Genomic DNA, 16,399 nt, shown 5'->3' on the forward strand with positions numbered 1-16,399 from the left:
GGGACAGCTTTTTCTTATGATTATAGTAGCGCTACGGATGTCGATATTTGTCGGTAAGTCGATATATTTAAAAAATCGCCGATATAAATGGAGTTGCGCTGATATATTTGGGAAATCGCCGATATAATTTAAGTTGCGCTGATATATTTAAAAAATCGCTGATATAAATTGAATTACTCTTGTACTTCGTTAGAGTAGATGTTTAATGAAATATTTTTCTAAAATTTGTAAAGATATCTTTACTTATAACTGGAAAATATTTATAATTTAAGTAAAGATATCTTTACTTTTGAAGGTGGAGCCTATGGGTGTGAAAAATAAAATAAAAGAGTTAAGAAAGCAAAATCATATAACGCAAGTTGAAATGGCAAAGGCGATGCAAGTGACGCGGCAGACGATAGTGGCGATTGAAAACCATCATTACAATCCGAGTCTAGAGTTATCTTTAAAAATCGCCAAGTATTTTGGAGTGAAGGTGGAGGAAATATTTACGCTGGAGTAAGGAGAAAGAAAATAAATGATAAGCTTGAGAGATTTCAATTAGAGTAAACGTTTAAATATATAAGGATTGGTTTTGATTTATTAATTAGTATCGCATCAACGAGCGTGTTAGCAACAAAGAATAATAGATAGAAAAAGGGGAACTGGGATGGGATTACCGGTATTATGTGTCGCTACGGCTATTTTTGCTTTGTTTTGGGGAATGCAGAACTTCTCTCGTAATCCAGTACCGAGTATTTGTATTATGCTTGGCACTGTAGGTTTATCATATTATTTATTAGTGTCAGCTCATTATCATAAAACAGCAACGAGTGTTGTCGTTGGAGCACTTATTTTATTTTGTGGGCGCGCTGTACAAAAAGGATTACTTCCGTAAAAGCTGTTTATACGAAGAGTATAAACAGCTTTTTGTATTTTTTTAACAAAACGCTTGAAAGTTACGTAACGTCATCTTTTATAATGAGAGGGAAGAGGTGATGGTAGTGATTTCAATACAAGAATTGACGAAAGAAACAGGGGTTACAGTACGTACACTACGTTATTATGATCAAATAGATTTATTAAAGCCGAGCGGAAAAACAGAGGGTGGACATCGGTTATATAGTGAAAATGACGTTATTCGTTTGCAACAAATTTTATTTTTAAAGGAAATGGGATTTTCATTAAAAGAGTCTGCGAATATGTTAGTAAAAGGTGAGCTTAACTTAAAGGATTCGCTTGAAAAACAACTTCGATTTGTACAGGAAGAACAAAAGAAATTCAATCGAATGGAGCGCGTTTTACAAGCGGTTGTTTATTCGGTAGATGTGGAGGGAGAGCTCGATTGGAAAGTTATGTTTGAACTTATTCAGCTTTCGAAACAGTCTTCTCGTATACGTGAAATATTTCAAAATGATGTATTTTCAAAGGAAGAACAAAAATTGCTTCATAATTTGCCAAATATGAGTGAAGAAAATCCGAATGTTTTAGAGTGGGTAGATTTATTAAAGCAATTTCGCACTTTTATGAAAGATTGTAAAGAAACTGCAAATGATGAGGTACAACGGGCAACGAAGAGATTAATGCAGAAGTGTTTAGAAATGGCCAATGGTGATGAAGCATTTTTAGATAAGTTATGGGAAGTTAGAAAATCGAAGGAAGATTCACAGAAAATGAGCATGTATCCAATTGAAGAAGAACTTTTATTATATATGGATGAAGCTTTTCGTATATATGATGAAAAGGAGAAGGATAAATGAGTATACTTGCAGAATATCGTTGGTATTTTTTAATTGGGGCAGAAATTGTATTTTGGTTATCAGCTATCGGTTTCTTTTTACTCCGTTACGGATTCCGTTTGAAGAAGGCAAGCTTTATTATGGGGATTGTACTACTCATAAATGAAGTATTTATTTTAACTTTAGGGGTAGTGGACTATTATCAAACAGGAAAGTTCTCTAACTTTCAAATCATTACGGTAATTATTTTATTGTATGCAGTTTTCTACGGGAAAAAGGATTTAAAGAAGCTTGATATATTTGTACAAAAATCAGTTGCGAAATGGCGTAATGAACCGGCGCCTATTATTGAAGAACAGGTAGAATTAACAGGTATGGCCTATGCAAAGCAGGAAATAAAAAATTGGGTATTACATCTTGTTTTATTCGTTGGTGTGCACATATTCTTTTTCTTCGCGTATGGATTTATTCCATTTGAACAATGGGGTAATTGGTTAGAATCGGGAATCGTTTTAAATAAAGCTGCAAGTCGCGTGAGTCAAGTGTGGGCAATTATATTTTTAGTTGATACAGCGATTTCATTTTCATATGTGATTTTTCCGAAGAAGGAGAAAGGAAAAGAAAAGCTACTTTCATAGTTGAAAGTAGCTTTTCTGGTATACAAATAATTTTTATAGGAGGGGATGACAATAGGAAAAAGAACCAGTTTTATAAGTCTATTTCTCTTTAGTTTAGTAGCATGTTCACCATCTAGCACTACAATTGATAAGAAGAATGATGTCATTGTAAAGGAAGCAGGAATTCTCAATCTAGATAAATTTGAAAAGTTCGTTTTGAATGTCGAGCAAAGGGAAGTTGATAAAATAAGAATTGTACAGTATACCCTTGAAGGGGACCCGATTTTTCAAACGTTAGAGTATAGTGGGAACGATATATTTTATGTGTCAGATAATAGAAAAGACAAATTTGCTGGGAAGGATAAAGGGTTATATAAAGATAGTTGTAAAAGTATTATTAAAGAGCAGCGCGAATCAGAAAGTACTTATCGGCTAATAGATTGTATGAATGAAGCTGGGCGCAATGGATATGACTTAGTATATGTACCTAAAAAATAGAACTAGTAGAGGAAGGAGGTATTTACTCCTTCCTTTTTTTATGTGTATATTGTCGAAAACTTTACCGAATATCTGTTCGTTTTTTTAGGTTTTTTATAGGTGTTCGTGGTAAAATAATAATACAGATTTTTATGAGGAGGTCGGATTTTCTTGGAACGTCAATTTGAAATTGTCTCAGCGTATTCCCCGCAAGGTGATCAGCCGGTAGCTATAGAGAAGCTTGTAGAGGGAATTAATAGTGGAAAGAAAAAGCAAGTGTTGCTTGGAGCGACAGGAACGGGTAAGACATTTACGATTTCAAATGTCATTAAAGAAGTGCAAAAGCCAACACTTGTTATGGCTCATAATAAAACGTTAGCAGGGCAGTTGTATAGTGAGTTGAAAGACTTTTTCCCGAATAATGCAGTTGAATATTTTGTTAGTTACTACGATTATTATCAGCCAGAAGCGTATGTGCCGCAAACAGATACGTTTATTGAAAAAGATGCGCAGATTAATGATGAAATTGATAAATTGCGTCACTCGGCAACGTCTGCATTATTTGAACGGGACGATGTAATTATCGTTGCGAGTGTTTCGTGTATATATGGCTTAGGTTCTCCAGAAGAATACCGCGAGCTAGTTGTTTCGCTTCGAGTTGGTATGGAAAAAGACCGCAATCAATTGCTTCGTGAACTTGTTGATGTACAGTATGGACGTAATGATATTGATTTCAAGCGTGGTACATTCCGTGTACGCGGAGATGTAGTTGAAATCTTCCCGGCATCACTTGATGAGCATTGTATTCGAATTGAATTTTTCGGTGATGAAATCGATCGTATTCGTGAAGTAAATGCGTTAACAGGTGAAGTATTAGCAGAACGTGATCATGTAGCAATCTTCCCAGCATCTCACTTCGTTACACGTGAAGAGAAAATGAAGGTCGCTATTGAAAATATCGAAAAAGAATTAGAAGAGCGTTTAAAGGAGTTAAATGATAACGGTAAGTTGTTAGAAGCGCAGCGTATAGAGCAACGTACACGTTATGATTTAGAAATGATGCGCGAGATGGGCTTTTGTTCAGGTATTGAAAACTACTCCCGTCATTTAACACTTCGTCCAGCGGGGGCAACGCCGTATACGTTATTAGACTATTTCCCGAAAGATTTCTTAATCGTTATGGATGAGTCGCACGTATCAGTACCGCAAGTAAGAGCGATGTATAACGGTGACCAAGCACGTAAACAAGTGCTTGTGGATCATGGATTCCGTCTGCCATCGGCTCTAGATAATAGACCGCTTATGTTTGATGAGTTTGAAGAGAAAACAAATCAAGTTATTTATGTTTCAGCAACGCCAGGACCGTACGAGTTAGAGCAGTCACCAGAAGTAATAGAACAAATTATTCGTCCAACAGGACTTTTAGATCCGCCAATTGATATACGACCAATTGAAGGGCAAATTGACGATTTATTAGGAGAGATTCAAGATCGCATTGCAAAAAATGAACGTGTATTAATTACGACTTTAACGAAGAAAATGTCAGAGGATTTAACGGATTACTTAAAAGATGTAGGAATTAAAGTTAACTATCTTCACTCTGAAATTAAAACGTTAGAACGTATTGAAATTATCCGTGATCTTCGCCTCGGTAAATTTGATGTACTTGTCGGCATTAACTTATTACGAGAAGGATTAGATATTCCGGAAGTATCACTTGTAGCTATTTTAGATGCTGATAAGGAAGGGTTCTTGCGTTCAGAACGTTCATTAATTCAAACAATCGGTCGTGCCGCGCGTAATGAAAACGGCCGCGTTATTATGTATGCAGATCGTATAACGAAATCTATGGGAATTGCGATTGAAGAAACGAAGCGTCGTCGTAGTATACAAGAAGCTTACAATGAAGAGCATGGTATTACGCCGAAAACGATTCAAAAAGGCGTTCGTGATGTTATCCGTGCAACGACAGCTGCTGAAGAGACAGAAACATACGAAGCAACTCCTGCTAAGAAAATGACGAAAAAAGAGCGTGAAAAGACAATTGCGAAGATGGAAGCAGAGATGAAAGAAGCAGCAAAAGCGTTAGACTTCGAGCGTGCAGCTGAACTAAGAGATTTACTATTAGAATTAAAAGCGGAAGGGTGAAAAAAGTGAGTAAGAGCAAGGATTTTATCGTTGTAAAAGGTGCTAGAGCACATAACTTAAAAAATATTGATGTAACCATTCCGAGAAATCAGCTTGTCGTTGTAACGGGATTGTCTGGTTCGGGGAAATCATCATTAGCATTTGATACGATTTATGCAGAAGGGCAGCGCAGATACGTAGAATCATTATCTGCGTATGCGCGCCAGTTTTTAGGACAAATGGATAAGCCGGATGTGGACACGATTGAAGGATTGTCACCAGCGATTTCAATCGATCAAAAAACGACGAGTCGTAATCCACGTTCAACTGTCGGAACGGTAACGGAGATTTATGATTATTTACGTTTATTATTTGCGCGAATTGGTACGCCAATTTGTCCAAATCATGGGATTGAAATTACATCACAAACAGTAGAGCAGATGGTAGACCGTGTTCTTGAATATCCTGAACGTACGAAATTACAAGTGTTAGCTCCTATCGTGTCTGGGCGTAAAGGTGCACATGTGAAAGTACTTGAAGATATTAAGAAGCAAGGATATGTTCGTGTACGTGTTGATGGTGAAATGCTTGATGTATCTGAGGATATTACGTTAGATAAAAATAAGAAGCATTCCATTGAAGTTGTAATTGACCGTATTGTTGTAAAAGAAGGAATCGCAAGCCGTCTTGCTGATTCACTTGAAAGTGCATTAAAGCTTGGCGGAGGCCGAGTGTTAATTGATGTAATGGGAGAAGAGGAACTTCTATTTAGTGAACATCATGCTTGTCCGCATTGTGGTTTTTCAATCGGAGAATTAGAGCCGCGTATGTTCTCATTCAATAGTCCGTTCGGAGCATGTCCTTCTTGTGATGGACTTGGTTCAAAGCTAGAGGTAGATTTAGAGCTTGTTATCCCGAACTGGGATTTATCATTAAATGAACATGCAATTGCACCTTGGGAACCGACAAGTTCACAATATTACCCGCAACTTTTACAATCTGTATGTAATCACTACGGCGTTGATATGGATGTGCCTGTGAAAAATATACCGAAAGATTTATTTGATAAAGTGTTGTACGGAAGCGGGGAAGAGAAGGTTTATTTCCGCTATGTAAATGAATTTGGTCAAGTAAAGGAAAATGAGATTTTATTTGAAGGTGTTATTCCAAACATTGAACGTCGTTATCGTGAAACGAGCTCCGATTACATTCGTGAGCAAATGGAAAAGTATATGGCAGAACAAGCTTGTCCGAAGTGTAAAGGTGGACGCTTAAAGCCTGAGAGCTTAGCTGTATTTGTTGGCAATAAAACGATTGCTGACGTAACGAAGTATTCAGTTCAAGAAGTACAAGAATTCTTCTCGAATGTAGAGCTAACGGAGAAGCAACAAAAAATAGCTCATTTAATTTTAAGAGAAATTCAGGAGCGCGTTGGGTTCTTAGTGAACGTTGGTTTAGATTATTTAACGTTAAGTCGTGCCGCAGGAACTTTATCAGGTGGTGAGGCGCAGCGTATTCGTTTAGCGACGCAAATTGGTTCTCGTCTAACTGGCGTACTTTATATTCTTGATGAACCTTCAATTGGTTTACACCAGCGTGATAACGATCGTCTTATTCGTACATTGCAAGAAATGCGCGATTTAGGTAATACGTTAATTGTTGTTGAACATGATGAAGATACGATGATGGCTGCTGACTATTTACTTGATATAGGGCCTGGTGCAGGTATTCACGGTGGACAGGTCGTTTCAGCAGGGACGCCGGCTGAAGTTATGCAAGATGATAATTCATTAACAGGGAAGTATTTAAGCGGTAAAGAGTTTATTCCAGTTCCACTTGAAAGACGTAAAGGTGATGGACGTAAAGTAGAGATTGTCGGCGCAAAAGAGAATAACTTAAAGAATGCGAAAATGTCATTCCCGCTTGGTACGTTTGTAGCGGTAACAGGGGTATCTGGTTCTGGTAAAAGTACGATGATTAATGAAGTACTATATAAATCGCTAGCTCAAAAGTTATATAAAGCGAAAGCGAAGCCAGGTACTCATAAAGAGATTAAAGGTCTTGAACATTTAGATAAGGTAATTGATATTGATCAATCACCAATCGGTCGTACACCACGTTCTAATCCAGCGACGTATACAGGTGTATTCGATGATATTCGTGATGTGTTTGCACAAACGAATGAAGCGAAAGTGCGCGGATATCAAAAAGGACGTTTCAGCTTTAATGTAAAAGGTGGACGTTGTGAAGCGTGCCGTGGTGATGGAATTATTAAAATCGAAATGCACTTCTTACCAGACGTATACGTTCCGTGTGAAGTTTGTCATGGTAAACGTTACAACCGTGAAACGTTAGAAGTGAAATATAAAGATAAGAATATTTCTGAAGTGTTAGGGATGACAATTGAAGATGGAGTAGAGTTCTTCGCTAATATCCCAAAAATTAAGCGTAAACTTCAAACGCTTGTAGACGTTGGGCTTGGTTATATGAAATTAGGTCAACCAGCAACAACATTATCTGGTGGGGAAGCACAGCGTGTGAAATTAGCCTCTGAATTACACCGTCGTTCTACAGGACGTACGTTATACATTTTAGATGAACCAACGACTGGTTTGCATGCGCATGATATTGCACGTCTTCTAGAAGTGCTGCAACGTCTTGTTGAGAGCGGTGAGACGGTACTTGTAATTGAACATAATTTAGATGTGATAAAAACAGCTGATTATATCGTTGACCTTGGACCAGAGGGTGGAGATAAAGGTGGACAAATCGTTGCTTCCGGAACGCCAGAGCAAGTAGTGAAAGAAGAGCGCTCGTACACAGGTAAATATTTAAAAGAGATTTTAAATCGTGATAAAGCAAGAATGAAAGAGAAAATAAAAGAAGTAGAATTATCGCAATAAGTTTATTGATGAAAACCGGGTGGAAATGACGCTCGGTTTTTATTGTATAGGGGGAGAAGATGAAGTTTTTAGAGGTGTTAAGGAAGAAAAATATGAAAGTAAGAGAGTTTCGAAGTTGGGGTGTATATTTTCGAAAGCGCTGGGAGGATCACTTTGCAAATCATTTAAGTGATGAAGAAAAAGAAGACATTTTTCTTTATGGAGATAAGTATGGATGTGGGTATCTTTGGCACATATTTAGTTATGAGAAAAAGAAGTGTTTAGAGGGTAAAGAAGCAAAGAACGCGTTTCATAATGAAGTGAAAAAGGATTGCTACATTTTCTACCAACACTGTGATGAGGTACTGTTAATAAAGGATGCGAGTTTGTTACATATGGATGATATATTGTGTGAGAGGGACGATATGTATAAGGGTGATATCTATATTGTAGATAAGGAGTTCACTTGGACTTTTGTAAAAACTCATGAACATAGATGGTGCGGCCCTTATTTTACTAAGAAATGTTAGTAGGTATACAAGCATGAAAGATAGAATAAGTTGATATAAGTGTTCGTATCATACTTGCGTTTCTTATCTATTAGCGTATGATGAAATATATATGTTTAAAAGGATGTGTAACGAAATGAGATGGATTGTATCACTTCTTGTAAATAGCGTTGTGTTAATCGCTGTATCGGGACTTTTAAAAGGGATTGCACCAGATGCATTTTACGTAGCAAATATACAAACTGCAATTATTGCGAGTATTATATTGGCGGTTTTAAATGTGTTCGTAAAGCCATTTTTAATTTTAATTACGCTACCAATTACTGTTGTAACTTTCGGCTTCTTCTTAATTGTTATTAATGCGATTACGTTAAAAATAGCAGATTCATTATTAGGAGATGCTTTTAATATATCAGGATTTGGTGTAGCGATTGTTGCGGCAATTTGTATTTCAATTTTTAATATGATAATTGAAAAGGCAATTGTTGAGCCTCTATATGAAAAAAAGAGAAAGTGACAAAAAGAAAAACATTTCATTATTCGTATGAAATGTTTTTTTCTATTTATTAGAAACCGTATTTCTTGTTTTCAGAAAAAAATGGTACAATATCCGATAGAATGGAATTTTACATCAAACGAGACTGAACCCGCAGCGGAGTGGAGGTTTATACATATGCCGAAAGTAAGGACAAAAGATTTAATTGAACAATTTCAATTGGAGTTAATCAGTGGTGAAGAAGGTATTCATCGTCCAATTGATACAAGTGATTTATCACGACCTGGAATTGAAATGGCAGGATTTTTTACATACTATCCAGCAGATCGTGTGCAGCTTCTTGGTAAAACGGAGCTTACTTTCTTTGACACGTTAACGTCAGAGCAAAAACAAGAGAGAATGAAAGCGCTTTGTACTGAGGAGACGCCATGTATTATTGTAACTCGTAATCAAGATGTACCAGATGAGTTATTACAAGCATCACGTGAATCAGGTATGCCTTTATTACGTTCTTCTCAAACGACAACGAGATTATCAAGTCGTTTAACAAACTATTTAGAAGGTAAGTTAGCACCAACAACAGCTGTTCATGGTGTGTTAGTAGATATTTACGGCGTTGGTGTTTTAATTACAGGTCAAAGTGGTGTTGGTAAAAGTGAGACAGCTCTTGAGCTTGTAAAGCGTGGTCACCGTCTTGTTGCGGATGATAGTGTAGAAATTCGTCAAGAAGATGAAGATATGTTAGTCGGAAGTTCACCAGATTTAATCGAGCATTTATTAGAAATTCGCGGTCTAGGTATTATTAACGTTATGACGTTATTCGGTGCAGGGGCAGTACGAAATTATAAGCGTATTACACTTGTTATTAATCTTGAAATTTGGGATCAAAAGAAAAATTACGATCGCTTAGGTCTTGATGAAGAGAAGATGAAAATTATTGATACAGAACTTACGAAGATTACACTTCCAGTTCGTCCTGGTCGAAACTTGGCTGTTATTATTGAAGTAGCAGCGATGAACTTCCGTTTGAAACGTATGGGAGTCAATGCAGCACAGCAGTTCTCTGAACGATTAATGAGTGCAATTGAGTTAGGAAATCAGGAGTAAACTTTGGAGAGGGAGGTCATATACATATGCTGTTAGCTTCTGTACCACAGCTTGACCGTGTAGCTATCCAACTTGGGCCGTTTCCTGTGTATTGGTACGGGATTATTATCGGTACAGGTGTGCTATTAGGTCTTTGGCTGGCAACTCGCGAGGGAGAAAGGCTAGGTATTCCAAAAGATACATTTGTTGACCTTGTATTAATTGCAGTACCGATCGCTATTCTTTTTGCGAGAATGTACTATGTTATTTTTGAATGGGAATATTACGCACAAAATCCGAGTCAAATTATTAATATTCGTCAAGGCGGTTTGGCGATTCATGGTGGTTTAATCGGAGCTGTTATTACCGGAATTCTTTTTGCGAAGCGACGCGGGGTTTCCTTCTGGAAGTTGGCTGATATTGCTGCACCAAGTATTTTACTAGGACAAGCAATTGGCCGATGGGGAAACTTTATGAACCAAGAGGCGCATGGTGATGAAGTAACGAGACAGTTTTTAGAAGGTCTTCATTTACCGGATTTCATTATTAATCAAATGTATATTGAGGGTGTGTACTATCATCCGACGTTTTTATATGAATCATTATGGAATTTTGCAGGCGTAATTTTACTACTTGCATTAAGAAAAGTGAATTTACGTCGCGGGGAGTTATTCTTCACATATTTAATTTGGTATTCAGTAGGACGCTTCTTCGTAGAAGGCTTACGTACAGATAGTTTAATGCTAGGACCACTTCGTATTGCACAAGTAATGTCAATTGGACTTGTTGTTATTTCTATTATTTTCATTATTGTGAGACGAAAAATGGGGCAAGCTGATAAAAGATATTTAGAAAATTAGAGACAAGTAGCATCTTATTATAAGATGCTGCTTCTTTCATATTCAGGAAGGCGAAAGGACTAAGGCGATGAGAATAAATACCGTGTTATTTGATTTAGATGGAACTTTAATTAATACAAATGAACTTATTATTTCTTCGTTTTTACATACTTTAAATACATATTATCCAAATCAATATAAGCGTGAAGATGTGTTGCCATTTATCGGTCCATCTTTGCATGATACTTTCAGCAAGATTGATGAAAGTAAGGTTGAAGAGATGATTACTAGCTATCGGAAATTTAACCATGATCATCATGATGAATTAGTAGAAGAATATGAAACTGTATATGAAACAGTTCGAGAGTTGAAGAAGCAAGGTTATAAAGTTGGTATTGTTACAACGAAAGCGAGACAAACCGTTGAGATGGGATTACAGTTGTCAAAGCTTGATGAATTTTTTGATGTTGTCGTGACAATTGATGATGTAGAGCATGTGAAACCACATCCGGAGCCACTTCAAAAAGCGCTTGAATTATTAGATGCAAAACCAGAAGAGGCATTGATGGTTGGGGATAATCATCATGATATTGTCGGTGGTCAAAATGCGGGGACGAAAACAGCTGCGGTTTCATGGACGTTGAAAGGTAGAGCGTATTTAGAGGCTTACAAGCCGGACTTTATGCTAGATAAAATGAGTGATTTGCTACCGATTTTGTCTAACATGAACCGTTCATAAAGGTCCAAGTAAGTTAGTAGAGGAGCGAGCTAAGTGCGACGGACAACGCGCTATCCTGTTTCAGGAGAAAATTCGTTATGGAATGTGTATAAAACAGTGTCTTTTTGGAAGGTAATGAAAAACTTTATTATTATCCAAATTGCGCGTTACACGCCATTTTTATCCGTAAAAAATTGGTTGTACCGCACTTTTTTACGGATGAAAGTAGGAAAGAAAACATCATTTGCGCTTATGGTAATGCCGGATATTATGTTCCCAGAAAAGATAACTGTGGGAGAGAATTCGATTATTGGCTATAACACAACGCTTTTAGCACATGAATATTTAATTCGTGAATATCGACTTGGCGAAATCGTCATTGGAAATGAAGTAATGATTGGAGCGAATGTAACAATATTACCAGGTGTGAACATTGGAGACGGTGCGACTGTCTCAGCTGGCACACTTGTTCATAGAGATGTACCGAGCGGTGCTTTCGTAGGTGGAAATCCAATGCGTATTATTTATACGAAAGAGCAAATGACCGCAAGAGAAGGTTCATGGTGAAAATGTAACATTTCTCCTCTTTTTTTATGAATAAAAAGGAAATAATTGAGTATAATATACTGTTTTGTTTTTTACGGAATCGTTTATACTTATAGATAGAAGAATGTGTGAACGAAGAAAACAAAAAACTGGAGGATATATGGGGAAAAATCAAAGGATATATAAGGAGAACGGACAAGTTATCTCTTTTAATCAATTAGCGGACTTCTTTTATAAAAAAGGGATGAGAGCTTACAAAGGACAAAAATTGCAAGATGCAATTAAATATTTTCGAAGAGCGGCACAAAGTGAGAAGGAGCCGTTTATTTTATGTCAATTAGCATCAGTATTATCTGAGGCTGGTGAATATCAAGAATCGAATCAAATCTTCTTAAAGTTAGTTAGATCTAATCCAGAACTTGAACAGTGCTATTATTTTATTGCAAATAATTATGCATATATGGGGTTATTTCAACAGGCGAAGAAATATGCAGATCGTTATTTAGAAGTTGCAAAAGAGAAGGAATTCGTAGAAGATACATTAGAACTTCTTGAGATTATGGAAGAAGAAGCAATGGGTGCGGAAGAGATTGAAGATGAAGATGATTTAATTGTTATGCAGGAAGAAGCGAATCGCTATATTCGTAATGGACAATTGGAAGAAGCAATTGCTACATTAGAAATTGTTACGAAAGATTATCCGGAATTTTGGTCAGGTCATAATAATTTAGCCATTGCACATTTTCAATCTGGTAATGTAGACAAAGCACTGAAGTTAACAGAAATGATTTTAGAGAAAAACCCTGGTAATATACATGCGCTTTGTAATACGCTTATTTTTCTATATTCAATTGGAGAGCATAAACAAGTAGAGGCATTAGCGGGACAGCTAGTTTCGGTATATCCGATTTCATTTGAACATCGTTTGAAACTGGGAACTACACTCGCAACAATTGGTTATTTCGAGCATGCATATAAGTGGTTCAAACTATTAAAGCGTCAAGGATATGAGGGAGACGTTAGTTTTTATTATTGGTTTGCATATTCTGCGTATATGGTGAAAGACCAGCAACTAGCTGAAAAAATGTGGCAATATGTCGTGGAATTACATCCTGATAAAAAGGGAAAAGAACCGTGGAATGCGCTGAATTTAGCAGATGAAGGGCAAAATGTGTTATTTGAAGAATTACGAAAATCATTTCAGCAAAGTGCGACGCTAGAAGAACAAATGCTAGCTTTATATTTAATGAATGAATTGTCAACGCCGGAGAAGGTTGGATTCTTCTTTGATATAACGCAAGCGAAGAACGGTGTTCCCATCGTATCGCAACTTGCAAAGTACTTCTTTTTACTTAATAGTCATAAGAGTATTCCAGCTGATTTACAGCAATTTGAGCAGTGCGCGAGAATTGCGGATGCATTATACAATTATACGAAAAAAGATGATGAATTAATCGAAGAGTGTTTACACTTTTGGTTTTGTACGTTCATACGTTTATATACATCTGGAGACATATTTACAAATGTGTACGGCTGGTCAGCTGCGATTGAATACATTGTACGCGGCGAACAAGGAAATAAAATGACACAGTCGGAGCTTGGAGATGTATATAATGTATCTGTAGCGACTGTCCGAAAGTATGTGCAAGCTGTTAAGCGTACGCACACATAAGATAAGCAAATCATTGGGAAAAAAATGATGCTAACAGTATAATGAGGGTAACTTAATTGTGTAGGAATGGATAGGAGTGAATAGTGTGTCAGAAGAAAAAATTTATGATGTCGTTATTATTGGTGCAGGACCAGCTGGTATGACAGCTGCAGTATATACATCTCGTGCAAATTTAAGCACATTAATGCTTGAGCGTGGTATTCCAGGTGGCCAAATGGCAAACACGGAAGATGTAGAAAACTACCCAGGTTATGAGTCTATTTTAGGACCAGATTTATCAAATAAAATGTTTGAGCATGCGAAGAAATTTGGTGCTGAATATGCATACGGTGATGTGAAAGAAGTCATCGATGGTAAAGAATACAAAACAATTATTGCTGGTAAAAAAGAATATAAAGCACGTGCAATTATCGTTGCAAGCGGTGCAGAGTATAAAAAAATTGGTGTACCGGGTGAAACAGAACTTGGCGGCCGCGGTGTATCATATTGTGCAGTATGTGACGGAGCATTCTTTAAAGGAAAAGAGCTTATCGTAATTGGTGGCGGAGATTCTGCTGTTGAAGAGGGTGTGTTCTTAACACGCTTCGCATCAAAAGTAACGATCGTTCACCGTCGTGACACGCTTCGTGCACAGAAAATTTTACAAGACCGTGCTTTCCAAAACGAAAAAGTAGATTTCATTTGGAATCACACTATAAAAGAAATCAACGAAGCAAGTGGTAAAGTAGGAAGTGTAACACTTGTGGACGTAAATAGTGGAGAAGAGAAAGAAGTCAAAACTGACGGCGTATTCGTATACATCGGTATGTTACCTTTATCAAAACCATTTGTTGAACTAGGTATTACAAATGAAAATGGTTACCTTGAAACGAACGAGCGTATGGAAACGAAAATCCCTGGTATTTTCGCAGCTGGTGATGTTCGTGAAAAAATGCTTCGTCAAATTGTAACTGCAACAGGTGACGGTAGTATTGCAGCGCAAAGTGCACAACATTACGTAGAAGAATTATTAGAGGAATTAAAAACTGTATCAGAAAAATAAGGGATAATATACCTTTTGAGAAGAAAGCTACCGACAGGAGCTTTCTTCTTTTTTTGTGTGAAAATGTCAAAGTTTTGTCAAAAAATATAAGGATTATAAGCTTTCTTATTGATATACTGGACTTTACGGAAAAAATCACTATAAGAAATGAGGAATTTATTCAGTATGGAATGGCGTAATATATATCGTGGATTTTGTATGGGCGTTAGTGATTTAATTCCTGGTGTGAGCGGCGGTACAATCGCTGTTGTGTTAGGGATTTATGAACAATTGCTTGCGGCAATTAGTGGATTCTTTAGTCGTGAATGGAAAAAACATTTAGGATTTTTAATTCCCCTTGCAGCTGGTGTGGCAGCTGCATTTTTAACGTTAAGTCACGTTATTAAATATTTACTTGCAAATCATTATGAACCGACTCAATTTTTCTTCCTCGGTTTAATTATTAGTATATTACCGATGTTAATGAGGGAAGCTGATGCAAAGTCGTCGTTTAAAGGTAAGCACATCGTTTTATTAATAGTTGCAGCAATTCTTGTTGCGATTACAGCTTTCTTTAAACCAGATAAGGAAGCAGATCCGATTACGACTTTAACAATTTTAAATGCAATTGGTTTATTTTTCGCAGGATGGATGGCTAGTATGGCAATGCTGCTTCCTGGGATTAGTGGGTCGTTTATTTTATTAATTATTGGTGTGTATCCAACAGCAATTAACGCTTTAACTACACTTAACTTACCTTTAATCGTGGTTATCGGTGCTGGTGTTATGGTTGGATTTGTTGTAAGTAGTAAAGGTATTAGTTTTTTATTAGATCGTTATAAAAGTATGACATTTGCGGCAATTATTGGACTTGTAATCGGTTCGATTGTAATTGTATTCCCTGGGATTCCGACTGGCGGATTTTCAATTATAAGTTCAATTATTACCTTTATTTTAGGATTTGCGATTGTTACTTATTTCGGTAAGAAATAAGGGCTTTAATCCCCTTGGCGATAAAAATCGTTAAGGGGATTTTTCATGCTATTCATTAAAAGTCTAAGCATTTACATTGCTTGTTATAGAAAGCTTTTTTAAAATTGCTGAGTAGCATATGCTTAGCGAAAGAGGACTGGCTCCTTCGTTGTAGCAAACTGTTTTTGATAGTATAATGAAAGAAGTATGCAGTGAGGAATTTTACTGCAAGTAGCTGAGGTGAAGAAACATGCAAAGAGTGACAAACTGTGTGTTAATTAGAGATAATGAAGTACTCTTACTCCAAAAACCTCGCCGGAATTGGTGGGTTGCACCAGGCGGGAAAATGGAGCGTGGTGAGACTGTAAGAGATTCCGTTGTTCGCGAATATCGCGAAGAAACAGGTATTTATTTGAAAAACCCAGCGTTAAAGGGGGTCTTCACCTTTGTCATCCAAGAAGGTGATAAAGTTGTTTCTGAATGGATGATGTTCTCCTTTTTAGCGACAGATTTTGCAGGAGAAAACAAACTAGAGAGCGAAGAAGGCATCATTGGTTGGCATACATTTGATAAAATTGATGATTTAGCAATGGCGCCAGGAGATTATCACATTATTGATTATTTAATTAAAGGAAATGGCATAATCTACGGTACATTTGTATATACCCCAGATTTTGAGTTGCTTTCATATCGATTAGATCCGAGTTAAACCGTCAAGG

The 16,399-nt window shown here is 36.9% G+C and carries 17 protein-coding genes; all 17 read left to right on the forward strand.

What is annotated here, in order from left to right; translation table 11 throughout:
- Positions 1–304 precede the first annotated feature (304 nt).
- Complete coding sequence (locus tag GBN78_RS14080; RefSeq protein ID WP_000538364.1) at positions 305–502, forward strand: helix-turn-helix transcriptional regulator; 198 nt, start codon at positions 305–307, stop codon at positions 500–502.
- Between the two features lie 147 nt (positions 503–649).
- Positions 650–877 carry a hypothetical protein gene (locus tag GBN78_RS14085; protein ID WP_000524125.1) on the forward strand — a complete coding sequence of 76 codons (228 nt, stop codon included), beginning with the start codon at positions 650–652 and terminating at the stop codon, positions 875–877.
- A 100-nt stretch (positions 878–977) separates the two neighbouring features.
- Complete coding sequence (locus GBN78_RS14090; RefSeq protein WP_070184463.1) at positions 978–1,739, forward strand: MerR family transcriptional regulator; 762 nt, start codon at positions 978–980, stop codon at positions 1,737–1,739.
- Positions 1,736–2,356, forward strand: a complete 621-nt coding sequence (locus GBN78_RS14095; protein WP_000025194.1) for a hypothetical protein — start codon at positions 1,736–1,738, stop codon at positions 2,354–2,356. The genes GBN78_RS14090 and GBN78_RS14095 overlap by 4 nt, the downstream gene beginning before the upstream one ends.
- Before the next feature lie 45 nt (positions 2,357–2,401).
- On the forward strand, positions 2,402–2,833 hold the full coding sequence (locus tag GBN78_RS14100) for a DUF4362 domain-containing protein (protein WP_000151999.1): 432 nt from the start codon (positions 2,402–2,404) through the stop codon (positions 2,831–2,833).
- A 150-nt stretch (positions 2,834–2,983) separates the two neighbouring features.
- On the forward strand, positions 2,984–4,960 hold the full coding sequence (uvrB, locus tag GBN78_RS14105) for an excinuclease ABC subunit B (RefSeq protein WP_000441054.1): 1,977 nt from the start codon (positions 2,984–2,986) through the stop codon (positions 4,958–4,960).
- Between the two features lie 5 nt (positions 4,961–4,965).
- Positions 4,966–7,842, forward strand: coding sequence for an excinuclease ABC subunit UvrA (gene uvrA, locus GBN78_RS14110; protein ID WP_000045583.1), 2,877 nt, complete (start codon positions 4,966–4,968; stop codon positions 7,840–7,842).
- Between the two features lie 59 nt (positions 7,843–7,901).
- Positions 7,902–8,351: a DUF4275 family protein gene (locus tag GBN78_RS14115; RefSeq protein ID WP_000670208.1), complete on the forward strand. Its 450-nt coding sequence runs from the start codon at positions 7,902–7,904 to the stop codon at positions 8,349–8,351.
- A gap of 115 nt (positions 8,352–8,466) precedes the next feature.
- Positions 8,467–8,847 (forward strand): phage holin family protein, encoded by a 381-nt coding sequence (locus GBN78_RS14120; protein ID WP_001267308.1) that lies wholly within the window; start codon positions 8,467–8,469, stop codon positions 8,845–8,847.
- A gap of 156 nt (positions 8,848–9,003) precedes the next feature.
- The gene (gene hprK, locus GBN78_RS14125; RefSeq protein ID WP_001127250.1) at positions 9,004–9,933 is read left to right on the forward strand and encodes an HPr(Ser) kinase/phosphatase; all 930 of its coding nucleotides are present in this window, start codon (positions 9,004–9,006) and stop codon (positions 9,931–9,933) included.
- Positions 9,934–9,959: 26 nt separating this feature from the next.
- A complete protein-coding gene (gene lgt, locus GBN78_RS14130; protein WP_000922848.1) occupies positions 9,960–10,772 on the forward strand; it encodes a prolipoprotein diacylglyceryl transferase in 813 nt (270 codons plus the stop codon).
- A 67-nt stretch (positions 10,773–10,839) separates the two neighbouring features.
- Positions 10,840–11,490 carry a pyrophosphatase PpaX gene (gene ppaX, locus GBN78_RS14135; protein ID WP_002097946.1) on the forward strand — a complete coding sequence of 217 codons (651 nt, stop codon included), beginning with the start codon at positions 10,840–10,842 and terminating at the stop codon, positions 11,488–11,490.
- Positions 11,491–11,523: 33 nt separating this feature from the next.
- A complete protein-coding gene (locus tag GBN78_RS14140; RefSeq protein WP_001255073.1) occupies positions 11,524–12,036 on the forward strand; it encodes an acyltransferase in 513 nt (170 codons plus the stop codon).
- A gap of 139 nt (positions 12,037–12,175) precedes the next feature.
- The gene (locus GBN78_RS14145) at positions 12,176–13,687 is read left to right on the forward strand and encodes a tetratricopeptide repeat protein (RefSeq protein ID WP_000517720.1); all 1,512 of its coding nucleotides are present in this window, start codon (positions 12,176–12,178) and stop codon (positions 13,685–13,687) included.
- A gap of 85 nt (positions 13,688–13,772) precedes the next feature.
- Complete coding sequence (gene trxB / locus GBN78_RS14150) at positions 13,773–14,729, forward strand: thioredoxin-disulfide reductase (protein WP_001288078.1); 957 nt, start codon at positions 13,773–13,775, stop codon at positions 14,727–14,729.
- 165 nt (positions 14,730–14,894) lie between these two features.
- Positions 14,895–15,701: a DUF368 domain-containing protein gene (locus tag GBN78_RS14155; RefSeq protein WP_152127482.1), complete on the forward strand. Its 807-nt coding sequence runs from the start codon at positions 14,895–14,897 to the stop codon at positions 15,699–15,701.
- 229 nt (positions 15,702–15,930) lie between these two features.
- A complete protein-coding gene (locus tag GBN78_RS14160; RefSeq protein ID WP_001190080.1) occupies positions 15,931–16,389 on the forward strand; it encodes an NUDIX hydrolase in 459 nt (152 codons plus the stop codon).
- Positions 16,390–16,399 lie beyond the last annotated feature (10 nt).

This window comes from Bacillus sp. B2-WWTP-C-10-Post-4 (assembly GCF_009183805.1).
In the GTDB taxonomy this organism is placed as follows: Bacteria; Bacillota; Bacilli; order Bacillales; family Bacillaceae_G; genus Bacillus_A; species Bacillus_A cereus.